The 21,086-nt window shown below is 63.8% G+C and carries 23 protein-coding genes and 2 pseudogenes; 7 read left to right on the plus strand and 18 right to left on the minus strand.

Features of this window, described 5'->3' with window-relative positions; translation table 11 throughout:
* Positions 1-82: 82 nt before the first annotated feature.
* Positions 83-505 (plus strand): organic hydroperoxide resistance protein, encoded by a 423-nt coding sequence (locus FA04_RS03345; RefSeq protein WP_034789240.1) that lies wholly within the window; start codon positions 83-85, stop codon positions 503-505.
* A gap of 89 nt (positions 506-594) precedes the next feature.
* Here FA04_RS03345 and FA04_RS03350 read toward each other — a convergent pair.
* The 3 genes and pseudogenes from FA04_RS03350 to FA04_RS03360 form a co-directional block, all read right to left on the minus strand.
* A pseudogene (locus FA04_RS03350) lies at positions 595-875 on the minus strand (DUF1236 domain-containing protein).
* Positions 876-1,329: 454 nt separating this feature from the next.
* Positions 1,330-1,531, minus strand: a pseudogene (locus FA04_RS03355) (PhnA domain-containing protein).
* An 80-nt stretch (positions 1,532-1,611) separates the two neighbouring features.
* A complete protein-coding gene (locus FA04_RS03360) occupies positions 1,612-3,186 on the minus strand; it encodes a helicase HerA-like C-terminal domain-containing protein (RefSeq protein ID WP_034789241.1) in 1,575 nt (524 codons plus the stop codon).
* 250 nt (positions 3,187-3,436) lie between these two features.
* On the opposite strand from FA04_RS03360, the gene FA04_RS03365 reads away from it, so the two are divergent.
* On the plus strand, positions 3,437-3,829 hold the full coding sequence (locus FA04_RS03365) for a hypothetical protein (protein WP_034789243.1): 393 nt from the start codon (positions 3,437-3,439) through the stop codon (positions 3,827-3,829).
* Between the two features lie 75 nt (positions 3,830-3,904).
* Here the strand turns inward: FA04_RS03365 and FA04_RS03370 are convergent, their stop codons facing one another.
* Together FA04_RS03370 and wrbA are read right to left on the minus strand one after the other, a co-directional pair.
* Positions 3,905-5,107, minus strand: coding sequence for an MFS transporter (locus FA04_RS03370; protein ID WP_034789245.1), 1,203 nt, complete (start codon positions 5,105-5,107; stop codon positions 3,905-3,907).
* On the minus strand, positions 5,107-5,739 hold the full coding sequence (wrbA, locus tag FA04_RS03375; RefSeq protein WP_034789451.1) for an NAD(P)H:quinone oxidoreductase: 633 nt from the start codon (positions 5,737-5,739) through the stop codon (positions 5,107-5,109). Before wrbA ends, FA04_RS03370 begins: the two co-directional genes overlap by 1 nt.
* 108 nt (positions 5,740-5,847) lie before the next feature.
* Between wrbA and FA04_RS03380 the strand changes: the two genes are divergently transcribed.
* Positions 5,848-6,759: a LysR family transcriptional regulator gene (locus tag FA04_RS03380; RefSeq protein WP_034789456.1), complete on the plus strand. Its 912-nt coding sequence runs from the start codon at positions 5,848-5,850 to the stop codon at positions 6,757-6,759.
* Here the strand turns inward: FA04_RS03380 and FA04_RS03385 are convergent.
* The 3 genes from FA04_RS03385 to FA04_RS03395 all read right to left on the minus strand — a co-directional run bounded on the left by FA04_RS03385 (position 6,756) and on the right by FA04_RS03395 (position 10,132).
* The gene (locus FA04_RS03385; protein ID WP_034789246.1) at positions 6,756-7,916 is read right to left on the minus strand and encodes an MFS transporter; all 1,161 of its coding nucleotides are present in this window, start codon (positions 7,914-7,916) and stop codon (positions 6,756-6,758) included. The two genes, FA04_RS03380 and FA04_RS03385, sit on opposite strands and share 4 nt — an antisense overlap.
* A gap of 93 nt (positions 7,917-8,009) precedes the next feature.
* Positions 8,010-8,846 carry an aldo/keto reductase gene (locus FA04_RS03390; RefSeq protein ID WP_034789248.1) on the minus strand — a complete coding sequence of 279 codons (837 nt, stop codon included), beginning with the start codon at positions 8,844-8,846 and terminating at the stop codon, positions 8,010-8,012.
* Between the two features lie 104 nt (positions 8,847-8,950).
* Entirely contained in the window at positions 8,951-10,132 is a 1,182-nt protein-coding gene (locus FA04_RS03395; protein ID WP_034789250.1) for an MFS transporter, read from the minus strand.
* A 139-nt stretch (positions 10,133-10,271) separates the two neighbouring features.
* On the opposite strand from FA04_RS03395, the gene FA04_RS03400 reads away from it, so the two are divergent.
* Positions 10,272-11,165 carry a LysR family transcriptional regulator gene (locus tag FA04_RS03400; protein WP_034789251.1) on the plus strand — a complete coding sequence of 298 codons (894 nt, stop codon included), beginning with the start codon at positions 10,272-10,274 and terminating at the stop codon, positions 11,163-11,165.
* Positions 11,166-11,186: 21 nt separating this feature from the next.
* Here FA04_RS03400 and tam read toward each other — a convergent pair whose 3' ends face one another.
* From tam to FA04_RS03430, 6 genes are all read right to left on the minus strand, one after another.
* Positions 11,187-11,960, minus strand: a complete 774-nt coding sequence (tam, locus tag FA04_RS03405) for a trans-aconitate 2-methyltransferase (RefSeq protein WP_034789252.1) — start codon at positions 11,958-11,960, stop codon at positions 11,187-11,189.
* Positions 11,961-11,972: 12 nt separating this feature from the next.
* Positions 11,973-12,635 carry a haloacid dehalogenase type II gene (locus FA04_RS03410; protein ID WP_034789254.1) on the minus strand — a complete coding sequence of 221 codons (663 nt, stop codon included), beginning with the start codon at positions 12,633-12,635 and terminating at the stop codon, positions 11,973-11,975.
* A gap of 190 nt (positions 12,636-12,825) precedes the next feature.
* Positions 12,826-13,386, minus strand: a complete 561-nt coding sequence (locus tag FA04_RS03415) for a phosphatase (protein ID WP_034789256.1) — start codon at positions 13,384-13,386, stop codon at positions 12,826-12,828.
* Positions 13,387-13,491: 105 nt separating this feature from the next.
* Positions 13,492-14,175 carry a YoaK family protein gene (locus FA04_RS03420; protein ID WP_034789257.1) on the minus strand — a complete coding sequence of 228 codons (684 nt, stop codon included), beginning with the start codon at positions 14,173-14,175 and terminating at the stop codon, positions 13,492-13,494.
* Between the two features lie 108 nt (positions 14,176-14,283).
* Complete coding sequence (locus FA04_RS03425) at positions 14,284-15,324, minus strand: zinc-dependent alcohol dehydrogenase family protein (protein ID WP_034789258.1); 1,041 nt, start codon at positions 15,322-15,324, stop codon at positions 14,284-14,286.
* A complete protein-coding gene (locus FA04_RS03430) occupies positions 15,321-15,854 on the minus strand; it encodes a GNAT family N-acetyltransferase (RefSeq protein WP_051659155.1) in 534 nt (177 codons plus the stop codon). The genes FA04_RS03425 and FA04_RS03430 overlap by 4 nt, the downstream gene beginning before the upstream one ends.
* Positions 15,855-16,006: 152 nt before the next feature.
* Between FA04_RS03430 and FA04_RS03435 the strand changes: the two genes are divergently transcribed.
* Positions 16,007-16,888: a branched-chain amino acid aminotransferase gene (locus FA04_RS03435; RefSeq protein ID WP_034789259.1), complete on the plus strand. Its 882-nt coding sequence runs from the start codon at positions 16,007-16,009 to the stop codon at positions 16,886-16,888.
* A gap of 75 nt (positions 16,889-16,963) precedes the next feature.
* Here FA04_RS03435 and FA04_RS03440 read toward each other — a convergent pair whose 3' ends face one another.
* From FA04_RS03440 to FA04_RS03450, 3 genes are all read right to left on the minus strand, one after another.
* Positions 16,964-17,479, minus strand: coding sequence for a hypothetical protein (locus FA04_RS03440; protein WP_034789260.1), 516 nt, complete (start codon positions 17,477-17,479; stop codon positions 16,964-16,966).
* Positions 17,480-17,663: 184 nt separating this feature from the next.
* Positions 17,664-18,251 (minus strand): TetR/AcrR family transcriptional regulator, encoded by a 588-nt coding sequence (locus FA04_RS03445; RefSeq protein ID WP_034789261.1) that lies wholly within the window; start codon positions 18,249-18,251, stop codon positions 17,664-17,666.
* Positions 18,252-18,363: 112 nt separating this feature from the next.
* Complete coding sequence (locus tag FA04_RS03450) at positions 18,364-18,702, minus strand: hypothetical protein (RefSeq protein ID WP_034789460.1); 339 nt, start codon at positions 18,700-18,702, stop codon at positions 18,364-18,366.
* A 218-nt stretch (positions 18,703-18,920) separates the two neighbouring features.
* On the opposite strand from FA04_RS03450, the gene FA04_RS03455 reads away from it, so the two are divergent.
* Positions 18,921-19,523, plus strand: coding sequence for a superoxide dismutase (locus tag FA04_RS03455; RefSeq protein WP_034789262.1), 603 nt, complete (start codon positions 18,921-18,923; stop codon positions 19,521-19,523).
* 84 nt (positions 19,524-19,607) lie between these two features.
* Here the strand turns inward: FA04_RS03455 and FA04_RS03460 are convergent, their stop codons facing one another.
* Positions 19,608-20,291, minus strand: coding sequence for a helix-turn-helix transcriptional regulator (locus FA04_RS03460; RefSeq protein WP_034789264.1), 684 nt, complete (start codon positions 20,289-20,291; stop codon positions 19,608-19,610).
* 130 nt (positions 20,292-20,421) lie between these two features.
* On the opposite strand from FA04_RS03460, the gene FA04_RS03465 reads away from it, so the two are divergent.
* Complete coding sequence (locus FA04_RS03465) at positions 20,422-21,057, plus strand: LysE family translocator (protein ID WP_034789271.1); 636 nt, start codon at positions 20,422-20,424, stop codon at positions 21,055-21,057.
* Positions 21,058-21,086: the final 29 nt, after the last annotated feature.

The following is a 21,086-nucleotide window of genomic DNA, read 5'->3' on the forward strand; positions in this document are numbered from 1 at the left end:
TTTGCAAAATTAATTTGCGTACAATTGAATTTTGCGCTATCTAAATCGCATTCACTCAGGAAACGCAAAGGAGACCCCGCCAATGCCCATTCTTTACCGCACCACTGCATCCGCAACCGGTGGCCGCGCCGGCCAGGCCAAAAGCGCCGACGGCGTGCTCGACGTCACGCTCACCGTTCCGAAGGAACTTGGCGGCGACGGCGCCCGCGGCACCAATCCCGAGCAGCTCTTTGCAGCCGGCTACTCGGCCTGCTTCCTCGGCGCGCTGAAATTCGTTGCCGGCAAGGAGAAGGTAAAGCTTCCGGAAGACACCACGGTGACGGGAACCGTCGGCATCGGTCCGCGCGAGGATGGTACCGGCTTCGGCATCGACGCTGCGCTCGAAATCTCTTCGCCGGGCGTCGACAAGGCCGTGCTCGAAGATCTCGTCCAGAAGGCGCATATCGTTTGCCCCTACAGCTATGCAACCAAGGGCAACATCGACGTCAAGCTGACCGTCGCCTGAGTTTCTCAGATTGAGTTCTCTCAGATCCCCTGTTGAAAGAAGCCCGGCGGTCTCCGTCGGGCTTCTTTTTTCAGGCATGCTGTGCCGGTCTACTGCAGAACCTCGATGACCCGCCTGCTCTGCGGATCAACCAGCACCCTTTGCTGGTTGACGACGACATAGCCGTAGGTCGGTTGCTGCGGGATCGGGTAGACCTCGACCGTGTCGGGCAAAGGGTCGCCCACGACGACAGTGCCGTCATAGGTCACGGATGGGCTGGTTTGCTGAAGGACGTAGGTTTTGACCTCGCCGGGAACGTCGTGGTCTGAGCCAGGGCGACGCCGGAAAAGGCAAGGCTTGCCACAAAACCGGCTAGGATGATTTTCTTCATGACAGTACCTCCTGTCCCTAGCCAACGGTCCGGCGACCGATTGGTTCCCCTGCCGCGGCGCGGGAACCTATGCTTCGACTGGGAGCTGCTGGAACCTATGCTCGGGCTGAGGAGTTGATGAGCAGGAGGTAAAATAGGATGATCGCCAGGCCGAAAACCAGAACCTACGCGCTTGCGCAGCGAGAGCTCGAATGCGCGACCGCATTGCGCTAGGAGTTCCAACTGCTGACGGATCTCGCCGAGCGGGTAGGGTGGCATTGGGACGAGATCGCCTTGGCTCTGCTGGAGTTGACGGACGAATACGCCGCCACGCAGCGGGCCGCCGTTGCGGTGAGGGGGCGCCGCTTGAGCGCTTCACCCTCCCCAACACACGGCATTGACAAGACACGGCATTGATCGGCACGGCGGGCCGTCGAGTCATTTCGCCGTGCCGTTCCGGCATCCCGCGCGGGCCTTAAGCCTTCTTCAGAAATTCGGTGCGCATCACCCGACCCTTGGTCTTTTCGACGCGGCACTCGACTTCATCGGGGGAGGATGCGCTTGACCATCGTCCCGCGCTTCAGCGTCGTCGAGGTTCCCTTGCCTTTCAGGTCTCTGATCAGGGTGACGTTGTCGCCGTCCTTGAGGATGGCGCCGATTGAATCCTTCACATCCATGCGGATGTTCCAGAAATGACGAAGCGCCCTGATTTGGTCAGGGCGCGTGGGAATGGATGGGCCGCGTCGGCCGGTCTTGGTTAGCGTCGGCTAAGGCTGCCGAGGATGCCGCGCACCAGGGCGCGGCCGACCTGGGTCGCGACTGTGCGGGCGACCGATTTCATCGCCGCTTCGACGACCGTCTCGCGCTGGTAGCCGGAGCTGCGCGGGCGCGCCTGCTTGCCGGCCGGTGCCGCCGGATCGTCGTCGCCAAAGCCCGGCAGCGTCCAGCGGCTGCCGCCGGTGCTCGCCTCGCTCGTCTGCTGCTCGGCCTGAGACTGTGCCTCGGCCTGTGCGTCGGCAGCCTTTTTGGCGCGCGCCGCCAGGATTTCGTAGGCCGATTCACGGTCGAAATCCTCATCGTAAAGCTCACGGACCGGGCTGACATCCATGACCTTCTTCCGTTCGGCCTCCGTCAGGGGACCGACGCGGGACTGCGGCGGTCGCACCAGCGTACGCTCGACCATCGAGGGCGCGCCCTTGCCTTCGAGTGTGGAGACCAGAGCCTCGCCGGTGCCGAGATTGGTGATCACCGTGGCGCAGTCGAAATCCGGGTTCGGGCGGAAGGTGTCGGCGGCAGTCTTCACCGCCTTCTGGTCGCGCGGCGTATAGGCGCGCAGCGCGTGCTGAACGCGGTTTCCGAGCTGACCGAGAACCGTGTCGGGCACGTCGAGCGGGTTCTGGGTGACGAAATAGACGCCAACGCCCTTGGAGCGGATGAGGCGCACGACCTGTTCAACGCGCTCGATCAGTGCCTTCGGCGCGTCGTTGAAGAGCAGATGCGCCTCGTCGAAGAAGAAGACCAGCTTCGGCTTGTCCGGGTCGCCCACTTCCGGCAGCTCCTCGAACAGTTCCGACAGCAGCCAGAGCAGGAAGGTGGCGTAGAGCCGCGGGTTCATCATCAGCTTGTCGGCGGCCAGCACCGAGATCGCGCCGCGGCCGTCATTGGTGGTGCGCATGATGTCGGAAATCTTCAGCGCCGGCTCGCCGAAGAAATGTTCGGCGCCCTGCTGTTCGAGGATCAGCAGCTCGCGCTGAAGCGAGCCGACCGAGGACTTGGAAATGAAACCGAACTGATTGGAAAGCGTGCTGGCATTGTCGCCCATGTAGTTGAGCAGCGCCTGCAGATCCTTGAGGTCGAGCAGCGGCAGTCCGCCCTCATCGGCGATCTTGAAGGCGATGTTGAGCACGCCTTCCTGCGCGTCGGTCGCGTTCATAAGCCGCGACAGGAGCAGCGGGCCCATCTCCGACATGGTGGTGCGAACGCGATGGCCCTTCTCGCCGTAGATATCCCAGAAGATGACCGGGAATTCCTGAAACTCGTAAGGATTGGTCGGCAGGCCGATCTGTTCGGCACGCTTCAGGATGAAATCCTTGGCCTCGCCGATCGCGCCGATGCCGGAGAGGTCGCCCTTGACGTCGGCGCAGAAGACCGGGACGCCAGCGTTGGAAAAGCCTTCGGCAAGCACCTGCAGGGTGATCGTCTTGCCGGTGCCGGTGGCGCCGGTGACCAGGCCGTGTCGATTGCCGAACTTGAGCTCCAGATACTCGCCCTTGTTGATCGAATCATCAGGCTTGCGGCTGGTGCCGATAAAGAGCTTGCCTTCTTCCAACATGTGGGCTTCATCTCCGTTTCATCAATGAAAGCGGGCGGTTCGCAGTGTCGCAGGGGCGCGCCGTCATCGAAATGTGCCTGGATTTCTGTTATAGGTGGTGCGGTTGCGCCCGGCAACAAGGCTGTGCCTATCCGCGACCGGAATGCGGCGATATCGATAGGTCGATAGTCACGGCTCACGGCTTGTTATTTGGTGGGCGATCATTTACCTTGACGTCAACGTCAAAAATCCAAAATGAGGGAGTTTCTCCATGAATGAACTGGTCACGCGCGTTGCTGAAAATGTCGGCATCGAGCCGGCAACCGCCGAAAAGGCTGTCGGCATGATCCTCGGCTTCCTGCAGCGCGAAGCCGCCGACGGTCCGGTTGCCCAGATGATTGAAGCGATCCCGGGCGCGTCCGAACTGATCGCTCAGTACAACGGCGAAGGCACGGGCGGCGGCGGCCTGCTCGGCGGTCTGATGTCGGCAATCGGTGGTGGCGGCGTCATGGCGCTCGGCCAGCAGCTGATGAGCCAGGGCCTCGGCATGGGTGAAATCACCGGACTTGCAAAGGAAACCATCGCGTTCGCCAAGGAGAAGGCCGGCGCAGACGTGGTCGACGAAGTCGTCGCTTCGGTTCCGGGTCTCAGCCAGTTCGTCTGATACCGGCGACCCGAACGTAAAAAAGCGAAGCCCACCGGCGTCTGCCGGTGGGTTTTTTGTTGCCTGCGGCCCCTGTCAGCGTTCCGGCCTGCTTTCCCGTAGCGTCCGTTCGAGTGTGGGCGTCAGCGCGATGCAAAGAACGGCACTGGCGCCGATAAAAGCCGCACCCGATGTCCATCCGTAGAACTCGATCGCGGTTCCGACCGCGACGGGGCCGACGAGTTGCCCGAGATTGCTGCCCTGCATCAGCAGGCCCATCGCCATCGGCGCAAGCGCCGGACGTGGCGACAGGAGCGGCACCGATGAGATCAGCGTCGCCGGAATGAGCCCGCCGATCGCGGAAAACAGGAGGCAGAGCGCCAGGATCAGATGTCCGCCTGAAGGGCTCAGGAAGATCCAAAGGCCGGACACGCCGGTCAGCAACGCGGCGCTTGCGACCAGCCTGCCGCGGGCGAAGCCGCGGGACAGAAGATGGCCGGCGGCCAGATTGCCGAAGACGTTCACCAGCGTGATGACGGCGCTCAACAGGCCAACGGTTCCAAGCGAGACCTGCAGGCGCTCGATCAGCAGGATCGGCAGAAAGCTGGAAAGCGTGAAGCTCATCAGGCTGTAGAGCGAAAACAGCGCGAAGAGCAGCACGGGCCCGCGGCTCGTCAGCGTTTCCGCGGCATCATCCCGGAAGCGGGTGGCGACACGGGGCGTTTGCCGGGATGGCGACACGGCCAGGAAAATGGAGGCGAGGCTCGCAAGCGTGAGCAGCCCGTTGCTCCACCAGATCGCCTGCCAACCGGTAAAGGCGGGCCCCGTCAGCATGGCGATCGCCATGCCCGCGGGCATGAAACAGCTCCAGAGGGCAAAGACGAGGTCGCGGCGCTCCTGCGTCACCAGACGCATGAGGATGGCGGGACCGGCGACGACGACAAGCAGAAAGCCGAAGCCCTCGATGATGCGCGACAGCAGAAGCAGCGTGAATGCTGGGCTCGCCGCGCCGGCAAAGGAACCGAACGCCAGCAGCGCCATGCCGATGCCAAGCAGGCGCCGGTCGCCGACAGCTGTGACGAACGCGCCGGCTACCATGCCCCCGACGACGCCAACGACTGCGAAGACGGAGGTGATCCAGCCGAGGGCAGAAAGGTTGAGCCCAAGATCGGATTGAAGCAGCGGGCCTGCAATCAGCCCCTTGCCCACCTGCATCGCCGCGACCACGCCGGCCGCAACAACGGTCATCACGCCCGACCAATCGGTTCTTTCGCGAACAAAGGCTGCGGCCGTGGCCATCAGGCGATCTCCCCAACGCGGGTGCGTCCGGCAACCAGCGCTGCCGCCAGTTCCGCCACGTGGCGCCCCTGGAAGCGTGCGCCTTCCAGTTCGTTGGCGCTCGGCTGCCGGTCGCCGCCGTTGCCGTCATCGGCCAGCGTCGAGGCGCCGTAGGGTGATCCGCCGGTGATTTCGTCCATGCGCATCTGGCCTTTGAAGCTGTAGGGAAGGCCGGTGATCACCATTCCGAGATGCAGCAGTACGGTATGCGTGGCGAGTATCGTCGATTCCTGGCCGCCATGCTGGCTTCCGGTCGAGGTAAAAACGCTGCCGATACGCCCGACCAGGGCATCGCGTGCCCAGATCCCACCCGCCTGGTCGAGAAAGTTCTTCATCTGGGCGGCCATGTTGCCGAAGCGTGTCGGCGTGCCGATGATGATCGCGTCATAGTCGGGCAGTTCGGCGACGGTTGCCACCGGTGCATCGTGGTTGCGCTTGTAGCCGGCCTTGACGGCCACGGCTTCCGGGACGATTTCCGGCACGCGCTTGAGCGCGACGGTGGCGCCGGCGGTGCGCGCACCCTCGGCGACGGCGTTCGCCATAGTCTCGATGTGGCCGTAGGAGGAATAGTAGAGCACGAGCACCTTGGTCATTTCGGTTTCCTTTTTGTGGGCGGCATTGCCGTTCACAGAAAAGATGGGTGCTTTTCTCGATCTCTTGGAGTGATATAATTTTCATCAAGATGATCTATGGAATCGATCATGCTCGATGCCCTTACTCTCGATCAGATGCGGACCTTCGTGACCGTCGCCGAAAGCGGAAGCTTCCGCGCCGGCGCCGTCAGGCTCTCACGGGTGCAATCGGCCGTCAGCCACGCCATCGCCAACATGGAGGCCGAACTGGGGGTCGGCCTTTTCGACCGGTCCGGCCACCGGCCGGTCCTGACGGCGGAAGGGCATGCGCTGCTCGCCAATGCGCGCGACATCCTGTTGCGGGTGGACGCGATGCGCGCCCGGGCACGCGGGCTCGGCGAAGGCATCGAGCTTGAGCTTTCTCTGGTCGTCGATACGCTGTTTCCGATCGAGACCGTCGGCCTGGCGCTGAAGGAGATGCGCGGCGCCTATCCGGATGTGTCGATCCGGCTTGCGGTCCTGCCGCTCGGTGGGCCGCTCGACGGCCTGGTCGATCGCCGCTTCACGCTCGGCATCACTGTCGGCGAAGATTTCCGCGACCCGGCGATCGCCCGTCGGGCGCTTGCGACGGTCGAACTCGTCGCGGTCGTTGCCGCAAATCATCCCTTGGGGCTGCGCGCAGGGGGAGACGTGCTCGACAATGCCGAGCTTGCGGACCATCTGCAGATCGTCCTGTCGGATCAGTCGCAGCGCACGGTCGGGCGCGACTACGGCGTGCTCTCGCCGCAAACCTGCCGTGTCAGCAGCCAGGACACAAAGCATGCGATGATCCGCTCGGGCCTCGGCTGGGGTCGATTGCCGTTCTGGCAGGTGGAGCGCGACCTTGCGGAAGGCCGGCTCGTGCGCATGCCGACGGCCGCCCTTGGCCGCAACAGCCAGGTGGGGGCCGAAGCCTATCTCGTTCATCGGATCGACGAGCCGCTCGGGCCGGCCGCCCGCATCTTCAGCGAGGCTCTCGCCCGGATCTGCGCGGAGGGCTAGCGTCGGCCGTTGAGCGCGAAGGCAAGCGTGAAGACCACCAGCACGACGCCCACGCCGATCGGGCCAGCGATCGGGTTGATAAAGTTCATCAGCGCGCCGGTCGCGCCGGATCCAGCCGCGCTGCCGGCGGCATAGGCGAGCGAAAAGGCGGCACTGCCGGCAACCAGCATGCTGCCGCGATACTCTTCCCCGAGCATGGTGAGCGCCGCCGTATAGAGCGCGAAGCTCGCCGCGCCGATGAAGGCGAAGGTCAGAAGCAGAGCGATATCGGACGACAGCAACGGCACGAGCAGATAGCCGCTGGCAGCGATCGCGGCCGCCGAGATCGCCACCCGGCGGCGCGGCAGGCGGTCGAGAAGCACGCCGATGAAAGGCTGTGCCACAGCTGTCGGTATCGCCAGCGCCGTTACGCTCAGCGCGGCAAAGGCCTGGCTGTGGCCGGTCTTGACGAAATAGACCGGCATCGCCGAGATCGCGGCGATATCGGCAAATCCGAACATCAGCACCATGAGGATCAGCATCGGCGCCTTCCCGAAAAAGGCGAAGAGGTCCCGCGTCGAGGACGGCTCGGGCCGGGTGCGGGCGCCCATGGTCAGCAGCCCCGTGAGGAAGGCGACGAGTGCGATATAGATCGCCAAGAGGGCAAAGCCGAGACCGCCGCTGGTGCCGAGCAACGGGATCGCCAGCGGACCGGCCGCAAAGCCGCCGCACATGCCGGCGCCATAGAGGCCGGAGACGCGGCCGCGCAGCCGGTCCGGGCAGGCGGTGTTCAGCCACGCTTCACCAAGCATGAAGACCATGCTGACGAAGAAACCCAGGGCAAAGCGGGCGATAAACCAGATGACGAGTTCCGACGTCGAGGCAAGTGTCGCGAGACAGATGGAACAGCCGATGAGGCTGGCGATGATCAGCTTGTCGGCCGAGGCGAGCCGCGTCAGCCGCCCGAGAATAAGCGTCGCAACACCGAGACCGGCGGCAAAGCCCATGGCATTGAGGCCGATCATGCCGGCCGAAACGCCGCGGCTCTCAAGCGAAAGCGAGATCAGCGGATAGGTGAGACCCTGCGCCACCGAGAAGGCGGTGACACCGAGAACGACGGCGATAATCGCCGGCCAGTCGGGAGCAAAATCGCTCGCCTTTGCCTCGTGCAACGACATCGCCCCCTCCCTACGATCCGTGTCCTTGAGGCGATGTCCATATCGTATCCGCCGCCGGCAGGGAATTGGCCGGCGGCGAAATGATTGCGTTCGTTAAGCAGCCTTGTCCCAGACGGGGGCAAGGCCTTCCGGGTTGACGATGCGGCCGTCGGCACGCGCAAGGGCGTGGATTTCGGCCATTTCGCCGTCGCCGAGCGCAAAGTCGAAGATCGCGAAGTTTTCCTTCAGGCGATCGATCGTCGCGGTCTTTGAAAGGGTGATCACGTCCTTCTGCTGCACGAGCCAGCGCAGCGCTACTTGCGCGGCCGTCTTGCCGTGGCGGGCACCGATCTCCTTCAAGAGTGGATCGCTCGGCACCTTGCCGTTCGCCATCGCATAGTAGGCGGTGATCGACATGCCGTGCTTGCGGGCGGTCTGAAGCACTCTGGTCTGATCGAGATAGGGGTGGTACTCGACCTGGTTGGTGGCGATCGGCGCGTCGCTCAGCTTCACGGCCTCTTCCATCTGCGCCGTGTTGAAGTTGCTGACCCCGATGTGGCGAACCTTGCCGGCCTTGTGCACTTCGTTGAGAGCGCCGATGCGCTCGGCCATCGGCACGTCGCTGCCGCCCGGCCAGTGCAGGAGAAGCAGGTCGACCTGGTCGGTCCGCAGCTTCTTCAGGCTTTCGTCGACCGAGGCGAGGAAGTCGCGATGGGCATATTTGTCGACCCAGACCTTGGTGGTGAGGAAGATATCGGCGCGTGACACGCCGGAATTATGGATGGCCTCGCCGACTTCGGCCTCGTTGCCGTAGATCTGCGCCGTATCGACGTGATGGAATCCGAGCTTCAGGGCTTCCGGCAGAACGCGCAGCACATCGGCGCCGGGCATGCGGAAAGTGCCGAAGCCGAGCGCCGGAATGTTGGCGCCGTTGGAATTGACGGAATGCATCGTGGGTAACTCCTTGTACTGGGCATGTTATGCTTGATAAGCCCCCGGCCACCTGGCCGGGCGAAAAAGGAATGAGGCTATAGGTGGTCCTCGCAGACGGCGGTTCAAGCCGTTTGGTAGGCCGCCCCGGTGCGACGATCAAGGGCGCCGCTCAGGAGCGTGAGCAGCAGGGCTGCGGCGACGAGCAGGGCACCGATCACGGGCGTCATGCCAAGGCCGAGCGGCGAGGCGACGATGACGCCACCGAGCCAGGCGCCGACGGCGATGCCGAGGTTGAAGGCCGCGATGTTGAGCGCCGAGGCGACATCAACGGCGCCCGGACGATGTTGCTTGGCAAGCTGCACGACATAGAGCTGCAAGCCCGGCACATTGGCGAAGGACAGGAAGCCGAGGGCCGCAAGCGTGACCAGCGTCAGCACCGGCGAGGGGGCCGCGAAGGTGAAGAGCACGAGCACCGCCGCCTGCGCCAGGAACAGGCCGATCAGCGCCTTGACCGGGTCGCGGTTGGCGATCTTGCCGCCGGCAATGTTGCCGATGGCAATCGCGATGCCGTAGAGCACCAGGATCAGGCTGACGGCGCTTTCCGAAAAGCCGGTGATGTCCTGCAGGATCGGCGCCAGGAAGGTGAAGGCGACGAAGGTGCCGCCGTAGCCGAGCGCGGTCATGGCAAAGACGATCAGCAGGCGGCCGGAGCCGAGCACGCGCACCTGGTCGATGAGCTTTGCCGGCGGCGCCTTGGACAGCGTGTTCGGCAACAGGGCTGCGATCGCGACAAGAGCGACGACGCCGAGACCGGTGACGGCCCAGAAGGTGGCGCGCCAGCCGAAGGTCTGGCCGATCCAGGTGCCGAGCGGCACACCGGTGACGATCGCGACGGTCAGGCCCATGAACATCATGGCAATGGCCGAGGCGCGGCGGTCTTCCGGTACGAGGTCGGCGGCAATGGTCGAGCCGACCGAGAAGAACACGCCATGGGCAAAGGCAGAAATGACGCGGGCGACGAGCAGCGGTTCATAGCTCGGCGACAATGCTGCGGCGGCATTGCCGACGATGAACAGCGCCATCAGGCCGATCAGCAGCGGTTTGCGCTCGATCCGGCCGGTGAGCGCGGTGAGAACAGGCGCGCCGAAGGTGACGCCGAGCGCGTAGACGCTGACGATCAGGCCGGCGAGCGGCAGGGTGACATTGAGGTCGGTGGCAACCGTCGGCAGGAGGCCGACGATCACGAATTCCGTTGTTCCGATCGCATAGGCCGCGATCGTCAGCGCAAGTATGGCAATAGGCACGACGAGACCTTTCCCACCCGGCTGGGAGCACCGGGCGTGTGGTTGTTGTTGAAGTCGGGTGGAATATGAGCCTTTGCACTCATCACGATAATACGCATAATCAGACAAACGTTTGTGAATTGAGTTCAAAGGGAAGCGCATGGACAACCGAGCCGGTGAGATGGAGGTTTTTGTCGCCGTGTCAGAGACCCGCAGCTTCTCCGCTGCGGCGCGGCGCCTGAAACTGTCGCCGTCGGCCGTCAGCAAGCTGGTGACCCGCATCGAGGACCGGCTTGGCACGCGCCTGCTCGTGCGCTCGACCCGGACCTTGCAGCTGACCCCAGAAGGCGAAGTCTATTTCCAGCGGGCGCAACGGATCCTCGGAGATATCGCCGAGACCGAGCATGTCGTTGCCGCCGGCGGACGCATGGCGCCGCGTGGGCTCTTGCGTGTGAACGCCGCCGTCGGCTTCGGCGAGCGCTACATCATGCCGCTCGCGCCGGAGTTCCTGGCGCGATACCCGGAGGTCCAGCTCGACCTGACGCTGACCGACAGCATGATCGATGTCGTCGGCGAACGCACGGACGTGGCGATCCGCACCGGACCGCTGCGTGATTCATCCCTGAAGGCGCGCAAGCTGATGGAAACCCGGCCGGTGGTGATCGCCACGCCCGCCTATCTTGAAAAGTATGGGATCCCGCAAACCCCTGACGATCTCGACGGCCACAACTGCGTTCGCTTCAACTTCCGCCGCAGCGTCGACGAGTGGGCGTTTCGCGCGCCGGGCCAGTCTCAGATCGCGCACCGAACCGTCTCCGGCAATATGCAGGTATCGAGCGGTTCGATCGTCCGCCAGCTTTGCCTTGCCAGCGTCGGCATCGGGCGCATCGGTCGTTTCCATGTCGAGCCGGATTTCGAGGCTGGAACGCTGGTGCCGCTGCTCGAGGACTATCAGTCGGGCGAGATCGAGACGGTCTACGCCGTCTATGCCGGCCACGAGCATCTCGCTGCCCGTATCCGCGCCTTTATCGATTTTCTGGCGGAGCGCATGTAAGCGCCCGGCGGGCAGACGAACTCAGCCCGCCTTGACCGCCACGATGAAGAACCTCGGAAAACGCAACAGTACTTTGCCGTCGCTCGTTGCCGGATAGGCCGCGCGTATCCGGTCGGTGTAATCGGCGAGAAAGGCGCTCCGCCGGTCCTCGGGCAAGGTATCGAGATAAGGTCTGAGGCCGGTCCCCTTTACCCACTCGACGATCGCTTCGGCATTGGCGAGGCGATGATAGTAGATCGTATGCCAGACCTCGATGCGCGCTGCCCACGGAACCAGGCATTCGACATAGGTTGCCGGCGGCGGCATCGGGTTGCGGCGGATGGTCTTGCCGGCAAAGGCTTCAGCGAAAGCCGGGCTGCGCGCGGTCTCTTCCATCAGGAGGTGGCTCGGCTCTCCGAGGTTGTCCGGCATCTGCACCGCGAGCGTACCGCCGGAGGCAAGCGCCTTCATCAGCCTTTCGAAGATAGTGAGATGGTTCGGAAGCCACTGGAAGACGGCGTTGCCGTAAAACAGCGAGGCGCCGGCGGGAGGAACCCAGGCCGCAAGATCCGCCTTTTCGAAGGATACCCCGGGCAGCCGCTTGGCGGCGGCAAGGAGCATGTTCTCGTCGCTGTCGAGGCCGGAAAGCGTGGTCCAGGGAAACCGGTCGCGGATGAGCTCGGTCGAGTTCCCCGGGCCGCAGCCGAGGTCGAAGGCGAGGCCTTCTGGCAGGTCAGGCACTTGGGCGAGAAGGTCTCTGGCTGGTCGGGTGCGTTCGTCTTCGAACTTGAGATACTGCGCGGGCGACCAGACCATCAAAGAACTCCTTCAGATACCGAATTGCAGGCTTTCGAGAGAGGGCAGGATCAAGGCAGGCCCATGATCGCGGTATTCGTCCGGCATGTCTGCCCGATTGATCCACACGGTGCGGAAGCCGAATTTCGTCGCCCCGGCAATGTCCCAGCGGTTCGACGACTGGAACGAGACTGCGTGCGGGTAGAGCCGGTAGCTGGTGGTAACGAGATCGTAGACGGCGGGCGCCGTCTTGAACGCCTTCACCGCGTCGACCGAAAAGACGTCGTCGATGACGATATCGAGTGCGGCGTTGCGCACGGCCGACGCGAGCATGGCCGGCGAACCGTTGGAGAGGATGGCGATCCGCGCCCCGCGCTCCTTGAGACCTTTCAGAACGGCCGGCACTTCCGGATAGCAGTCGAGCGTCCAGTAGGCGTCCAGCAACCGCTTGCGCAGCTTCGGGTCGGCGGAGGGAAAGCGCGCGAAGGCAAAGTCGAGCGCCTGTTCGGTCAGCTTCCAGAAATCCTGGTAGCTGCCCATCAGCGAGCGCACCCAGGAATATTCGAGCTGCTTGGCGCGCCAGAGTTCGGAAAAAGCCTGTCCGTCCGGACCGATCTCCTCAGCGTGGCGCCTGACCGCCGCATGCACGTCGAAGAGCGTGCCGTAGGCGTCAAACACATAGGCCGCGTGGGACATCGTTTCCTCCCGTCAGTTGTCTTCGGTGCTGGCTGACATGGCGAACATGCCACATCAAAGCCTATCCGAAAACAAAGGCTTACAGCATCACGCCCGATCGGACAGCCCGCTGTCACCGTTCTTTACGCGGATCATGTCAAATATTTGTGCGTCGCACAACCGCTGGCCGCTCAAAGGCAGGTTTCCTGCCTTAGCCCTTGGCCGGTTTCCAGACTTTTGCCGGGAAGCGTAGCGCCTGCTTGGCGAGCTTGCCCTTGAACCCGAGCGCCGTGTCGCACAGGTTGACCACATGCCGGTTCGGCTTGGCTTCCGGGCGAAGCGCATGCAGGGCCGCGGCTGCCTCTTCCGGCGGCATGTAGCGTGCCAGAATGCCCAGCGTCAGCGCCGTCGCGCGGCCAATGCCCCGCAGGCAATGGACGAGCAGATGCGCGTCCTCGGGCAAGCGGTCGATGAAAGCGAATGCGGCGTCGATCGCCTGCGGACGCGCCGCATCCGGTTCGTCCGGATCGGTGGTGTCGCCGAAAAAGAGTTCCAGGTGATTTTCCGGCGGCAACTCGATCATCGACAAAAGCCGGCTGCCGGGTGCGCGCACGGAGATGAGATGCGTCGGCGCCCAAAGCGCACGATTGTGCCGCGCCTCGGTCTGCGAGCTGACGATGACACGGATCGGCCAGCCGGCCGGATGCGCCGGATTGGCGTTGAGGATGGGATGGTAAAGTTCATCCGCAGTAACGGCTGCCGCAAGCGCCATGGCAGGACCTCGCTCGTGATTCTTCAGCGCGGATTTTGCCCTGAAACCCGTCCGGGCTTAAGGGCAAAATCTTGGGGGAGGCGAAAAGCTGTGGCCGGAGCGGGATCAGCCCGGATGGATGTAGCGCTTCGACCAGCGCGACGGCACCAGAATGGTGGCCAGCGTGAGCCCGGCGCTAAGCGCGAAGGAAGCCCAAAGAGACGCCGGGCCGAAATGGCGCTGCAGGACGGCGCCGGCGACAGCGCCAGAGAACATGCCAAGCCAGGGCACGATCTGCATGAGCCATTGGCGGTTGGTGTTGCCGAGCAGCCAGCGGCCGAGACCGCGCCCGAAACGGGAAAGGGCACCAGTCACGTAGGTGAGCCCGATCGGCAGGCCCTCGATGTGCTCGACGGCGGCATTGACCAGGCCCATGGCAAGCACGATGCCGTAGAAATAAAAGGGCTTTGGCATCGAGGTTCCGAAGCCAGCGCAGAGCATCAGCACCAAACTGACCATCGAGAGGACGCCGACGACGCCGAGGCGTGCGGCCGCAATCACGCCGAGCGCGTTGCCGATGATGAACGCTCCAAGCGCGCCGACGAGCAGCAGGGCGCCGGTGAAGTCGCCGTCGCCGAGCGCGATCGCCGCCCGCGTCGTGTTGCCGCTCATGAAGGAGACGAAGTCACCGATGCTCAAGAGCCCGATCGCGTCGGTCATCCCGGCGAGAAACGAGATCGTCGCGGCGACGGCCAGCGCCGTGCCGGTGCGCTGCCGCTTGATCAGTCTTCGTCGTCTCGCAATGGTCATCTGCCTTGCCCCCGATTGGGGACAAGGCTAGCGCATGCGGATGGTGAGTCGGAATGGGCGGTCATCATATTGCCTACCGGCTGCGGCGTTCACGGCTTGCCGTGGCCGTCAGAAGCGGGTGATGACGCTGATTCCGAGATCGGTGGCGCGGTCCATGGCGACGAGGGCAGGGATCGCCTCTTCAAGAGAAATTTCCCGGCCGATCAGTTGCTGCGGCTTCAGCTTGCCGTCGGCGATCATCGCCAGCATGGCGTCGTAGCGCCAGGCCTGCATGCCGTGGCTGCCATAGATTTCGAGTTCGTGGCCGATCACCTGCGCCATCGGGATCTGTGGCGTCGCCTGGTCGCCGAGCATCAGGCCAACCTGGACGTGGCGGCCGCGCCGGCGCAAGTTCTTGATCGAGTTGAAGCAGGTCACGGGATTGCCGAGCGCGTCGATCGAGACATGGGCGCCACCGCCGGTGATATCCTTCACCGCCGCTGCCACGTCCTGCACGTCACGGCCATTGATGACAGCGACCGCGCCGAGTTTTTTGGCGAAGGCGAGCTTGTCTTCGGCGATGTCGATCGCGATCGGCTGGGCGCCGAGGGCCGCCGCGATCATGATTGCCGAGAGGCCGACGCCGCCGCAGCCATGCACCGCCACCCACTCGCCGCCCTTGACCTTGGCCTGGTCGGCGATGGCGCGGAACGACGTTGCGAAGCGGCAGCCGAGGCTCGCAGCCGTGGTGAAGTCCATGCTTTCAGGCAGATGCACGAGGTTCTGGTCGGCAAAGTCGAGCGCGACATATTCGGCAAACGAGCCCCAGTGGGTAAAGCCCGGCTGGAACTGCGCCTCGCAGACCTGCTGGTTTCCGGAGCGGCACTCGCCGCAACGGCCGCATCCGGAAACGAAGGGCACGGTCACCCGATCGCCGACCTTGTAGCGCATGACGCCGCGGCCGGTGGCGGTCACCACGCCCGCCAGCTCGTGGCCGGGCACATGCGGCAGGCGGATATCGGCGTCATGGCCCATCCAGCCGTGCCAGTCGGACCGGCAAAGCCCTGTTGCCTCGACCTTGATGACCACGCCGTTCTCCGTCGGTGTCGGATCGGGAAGGGTACGGATTTCCGGCATCTTCTCGAAGGCGTCGTAATACATGGCTTTCATCGGGTCGCTCCTTGCAATGTCTCAATGGGTGGGGCGCGGCCGTCGATGTGGCGTGCCATCAGAAATTCGTCGACCTCCCGGTCGCCGTCGAGCATGCCGCCGGGAACGTGCCCGATCTTGTAGAAACCCGCACGTTCATAAAAGCGGATCGCCGTCGGATTGTCGGCACGCACCACGAGTTCGAGCAGTCGGATGCCGGCCGAGCGCGCATGATCGGTCAGTTGCGCAAGCAGCTGTCGCGCCACGCCGGACCCGCGGGCCTCGTCGCACACATAGACCATGATGATCGTGCCCCGATGCGCCAGCCGGCTCGCACGCTCGCGCATCAGGCCCATGATGCCGACCGGCTCATCGCTGTCGAAGGCCACGAATACGGCGTTGGCGATCAGCCGCGCGCGCCATTCCTCAGCCGAAAGGCGCTCCCAGTCGGCCGCTGTCGAGGCGAAGGCCTGCGGCTCGCGGTTGAGCGCTTCCAGCCTGATGCGGCGGAAGATGTCCACGTCGTCTGCGTCGAGATGCTTGATGCGCACGGCTTTCCCTTTTCTTTGGCGCAGAGACTAAGCGAGAGGCCTTCGCGGTACCAGAACGGCCGCCATGACATTTTTTGATAGACCCATTCACCCCGATGCTGTTTTTTCGGGGTATGCGGAAAGACTAGAATAAAAACCTCAAGGAGACGCAGATGGCCGTCGATACATCCCCCCGCTCAGTGACCTGGACCTATGTCGATGGTGAATGGCTCTCGGGCAATCCGCCGCTGATCGGCCCGACCTCGCATGCGATGTGGCTGGGCTCGACGGTGTTCGACGGCGCCCGCGTTTTCGACGGCGTCGCTCCCGACCTCGACCTGCATTGCCAGCGCGTCAACCGCTCGGCCGCCGCACTTGGCCTGAAGCCGACGATGGCGGCGGAAGAGATCGAGGCGCTGACCTGGGAAGGCGCCAAGAAGTTCGACGGCAAGACGGCGCTTTATGTGAAGCCGATGTACTGGGCCGAGCACGGCGCGGCCGGTGTCGTCGCCATCGACCCGGAATCGACTCGTTTTGCGCTCTGCCTGTTCGAGGCGCCGATGGGCAACGGCCACGGCGGCTCGTCGCTGACGCTGTCGCCCTTCCGCCGTCCGACACTGGAATCGATGCCGACCGACGCCAAGGCCGGCTGCCTCTATCCCAACAACGCGCGCATCCTGACCGAGGCCCGTTCGCGCGGCTTCGATAATGCGCTGGTGCGCGACATGCTCGGCAACATCGCCGAGACCGGTTCTTCCAACGTCTTCCTGGTCAAGGACGGTGTCGTCTTTACGCCGGCCGCCAACCGCACCTTCCTTGCCGGCATCACCCGCTTCCGCGTCATGACGCTGCTGCGCGAAGCCGGTTTCGAAGTGGTCGAGGCGACGCTGACGATGGCGGACTTCGAAGCGGCTGACGAGATCTTCACGTCCGGCAACTACTCCAAGGTGCTGCCTGTGACGCGTCTCGAAAGCCGCGACCTGCAGGCCGGCCCGGTCGCCGCCAAGGCGCGCGATCTTTACATGGACTGGGCGCACGCGGCCCGCGACGTCTGACACCGCGCGTATGCAAAACCCCGGCGCACGGTCGTACCCGCTGCGCCGGGGCAAGATGGCCTTCGGTTCAGGCACTCAGCGCGAGCGGGGCGCGCGCGCACCGACCACGGCGCGCCTGTGGATCAGGTAGGCCTGGACGGAGAGGCCTGCGAGGAAGATCACCAGCCAGGCAAGCAGCGTCGTCTGCACGATCGGCGATTCCGGGCCGCTGGCAAGTGGCTGCGAGGCGGGCAGGCGCTTCAACGTCTCGGCGATCGCCGGCACGATCAGCAGGAAATAGCTGAACGAAAGGCCAAGCGTTGCCAGGTAGGGGCGCAGGCGGCCGAAAAATTCGAGCCTTTGTGCTGCAAGGCTTCCACCGATGACGAGCAGCGTGACGATCCCGAGCGCATGGCCCGCGTTGAAGCCGCCGGTGCTCGAAAGCCCCGCGGACGTCAGCACCGCCAGGATGATCGCGGCGAGGTAAAGCTTGCCGGAGCGCGTGCCGGGAACAATCGCACCATACCGGGCAAAGCCATAGAGGCCCGCCACGACGGGGGCGAGGCTGATGACGGTATGGATGATGCCGAGTGTGGAAAGCGGATTTGCCATGATCTTCCTCCTTCGTTGGACCGACTAGTTGGTCGGGAGAGATTTGAAAAAGAAACGCGATGATTTCACCTGCCATCGCGTCCGTTCGGTTTGATTTCTAGCGCTCGCAAATGTGGCCCGCCGTTCCCACGGGAACAACTGTCTTTTTCGACCGGTGTCGCTTCGAAGGGTCGGAGCTTCGGGGTCAGACATCGCTTGGCGCCTGAAGCTGTGCCAAGGCGGGCCGTGCGATCGCCGAAAACGTGGCTTGATCCGAGCCGGCGACGCGGGCCGCGAGCATTGCGCCGTGGACCGTCGCCATCAGCGCCTCGGCGGCCGCCTTGGGGCCGTGAGCGGTCCTCAGGGATCCCTTCGCTACGCCATCCTCGATCACGGCTCCGAGCCAGCCGGAAAGGTCGGCAAAATGACCGCGCACTTGCGCGACGACAATATCGGGAAGCGAAGGTATTTCCGAGGCCAGAAGGGCGCCGATACAGAAGGGCATGTCCCGTTTGGCGATACATTCTTCCCAGAAGCCGACATAGGCCTCGAGCCGGGCCGCCGGATCGCCGACAGCTGCTAGCAGTCCTTCAACGCTGCGGCGATTGTTCTTGCGGTAGCGGGCAAGCACGGCTGCGGCCAGGTCCGCCTTGGTCGGGAAGTGATGGTGGATGGTCGCCTTGCCGATGCCGACCACGGCCGAGATGTCCGCGTAGCTGAACGCGCTGTAGCCCCGCGACACCATCAGGCGTTCGGTTGCGTCCAGGATTCGTTCGGAAGTATCGCTCACCATTAGCAAAATCTATCAACCGGTCGGTCGAAGCTCAAGTGAGGAGCAGTCCACATATGCAGTGACCGGGGCCGACGTGGGCGGCAACTGGACGGCTTGCGCCGGGCCGCGTGCGCTATTTCTTCTTTGCCGGCACGCCCACCTTGACCGCGTCGGGTGCAAGCTCACCACCGAGCTCGACCGTCTTCTTCTGCTTGTCGAAGACGCAGATCTGTGTGATGGCGGCCTTGGAGCCCTTGGGCGTGCCGATCACCAGCGCCAGCCCGAAACTCTGCGAGCCGAAGGGGTCTACGACGACGCTGGGTTTTTGCAGCGAGGTGGCGGCGGCGAGGCACTTCTTCGAAACCTCTGCCCGGAATGTCTCCCACGCGTCGCCGGAAGAGGCTGCTGCACTGGACGCAGCAAAAGCGGCGATGGCGGAAAGGGCGAGGGCAGGGATGAGACGCTGCGGCATGGACTGTCCTTTATGCATGGTTGCAACGGTCGCGAAGCTGCAGCCAAACCGTGGCATGAATGTGCTTGAAAGTGTCATGCTTTCAAAATGATGTTGAAAGTATATTCCGTGGGTTGAGGAAAAATTGGCATTGCATCGGTTGCCTCCATGAGGGTCGGTGCCTATGTTCCCGCTCACGGATTTCCCGACGAAATTCCATGCCAAGAGGAGATGCCCACATGGCTTTCGAATTGCCGAACCTTCCCTATGACTACGATGCGCTGGCGCCCTACATGTCGCGCGAGACGATCGAGTACCACCACGACAAGCACCATCTGGCTTACGTGACCAACGGCAACAAGCTTGCTGAAGAGGCCGGCCTCTCCGACCTGTCGCTGGAGGAAGTCGTCAAGAAGTCCTACGGCACCAACCAGCCGCTGTTCAACAATGCCGGCCAGCACTACAACCACATCCACTTCTGGAAGTGGATGAAGAAGGGCGGCGGCGGCACCAGCCTGCCGGCCAAGCTCGACGCGGCCATCAAGTCCGACCTCGGCGGCTACGACAAGTTCCGCGCCGATTTCATCGCCGCCGGCACCGGCCAGTTCGGCTCGGGCTGGGCCTGGCTCTCGGTCAAGAACGGCAAGCTCGAAATCTCCAAGACCCCGAACGGCGAAAACCCGCTCGTTCACGGCGCCTCGCCGATCCTCGGCGTCGATGTCTGGGAACACTCCTACTATATCGACTACCGCAACGCCCGTCCGAAGTACCTCGAAGCCTTCGTCGACAGCCTGATCAACTGGGATTACGTGCTCGAAATGTACGAAGCGGCTTCCAAGTAAGCTGCCCGTCTTCGATGCATGACGTTTGGACCCGGCGCTTGCGCCGGGTCTTTTCGTTTGTGCTGGGTACCGATGAGGCCAGGCTCAGGTGGTCTTCCAGCCGCTGATCCAGAGTTCCCTGAGGCGGTTTCCCTCGCCTGGAAAATAGGCGCCGACCGCCTCGCAGTGCTCGACACGGTCGGCGCGAAAGTTGCGGATCGCCTGGCGCAACTCGCACCAGCCGACGATGTTGGCAGTTTCCGAATAGTAGATCAGCGCCACCGGCCGGATCGTGCGTTCTGTGGCGCGGCCGAGTTCGTCGCGATAGTCGAGTTCGAGCTTCTGCTCGTCGCGGATCGCCCGGCGTACCAGAGCGAGATCGATGCCGGCGGGCGAGGGGGCGATCGTTCCCCAGGCGTGCAGCGCCCGCGAACGAAAGGCCAGTCTCAGCGGCTCGGGCACGGCTGCAGTGATTTTCTGGTTGACGCGGCCGGCGGCTGCCTTCAGTTCCTCGTCGCCGGTTCGTGCCAGCAGCGCCAGAGCCAAGGCGATCGCTTCCGTTTCCTCGATCGAAAACATCAGCGGCGGCAGGTCGAAGCCGGGCCTAAGAATATAGCCGATGCCGCGGCCGCCTTCGATCGGCACGCGCATCGCCTGGAGTGCCGCGATATCGCGGTAGATCGAGCGCACCGTCACCTCCAGCGTCTCGGCCATTTGCGCGCCGGTCACGGGCTTTTTCGCAAGCCGGAGGATCTGGATGATCTCGAAAAGCCGTGCCGCCTTGCGCATCGAAAACCTCCCCCGTCGTCAACGCTCCTGACACTACCTTGTCAGTTGACCGGATTTATACCATCAGCCAACGGATTGAAAAAACAGCAATTCGTTTGAGAAGTGAAAACCCGGACGACGGACAACTGACATGACCTACACGGAAAACCTCTGGCTCTTCTTCACCCTTCTGTTCGGCATCATCATCGTGCCGGGTATGGACATGGTCTTCGTCCTGGCGAACTCGCTAACGGGAGGGCGGGCCTCCGGTCTGTCGGCGACGGCCGGCATCATGGCGGGCGGCGTGCTGCACACGCTCTATGCGGCACTCGGCGTCAGCGTCATCCTGCATCTGGTGCCCGGCCTCTTCAACGTGCTGCTCGTCGCGGGTGCAGCCTATATCGCCTGGATCGGCTTTTCCCTGGTCAAAAGCTCGATCACCATCGGCGGCATCGACGGCGCGGACGGGCTGTCGCGCTGGGCGAGTTTTCGCCAGGGCGCGCTGACGAGCCTGATGAACCCGAAGGCCTATCTCTTCATGCTGGCGGTCTATCCGCAGTTCCTCAAGCCGCAGTTCGGGCCGATCTGGTCGCAGGCCTTGGTCATGGCCGCGATGATTGCGGCGACGCAGCTCGCTGTCTATGGCGGCCTTGCCCTTGCTGCCGGCCGCGGCCGGGATTTTCTGGTCGGCAGCCCTGAGACGACCATGTGGATCGGCCGGGCCGCCGGGGCGGTGCTCGTTCTGGTCGCGGCTTTCACTGTGTGGCAGGGCTGGTCGGCACAGTGAAGCTGTCCCGGTTTCTGCAAAGTATAAAC

It is taken from the genome of Ensifer adhaerens (assembly GCF_000697965.2).
In the GTDB taxonomy this organism is placed as follows: domain Bacteria; phylum Pseudomonadota; class Alphaproteobacteria; order Rhizobiales; family Rhizobiaceae; genus Ensifer; species Ensifer adhaerens.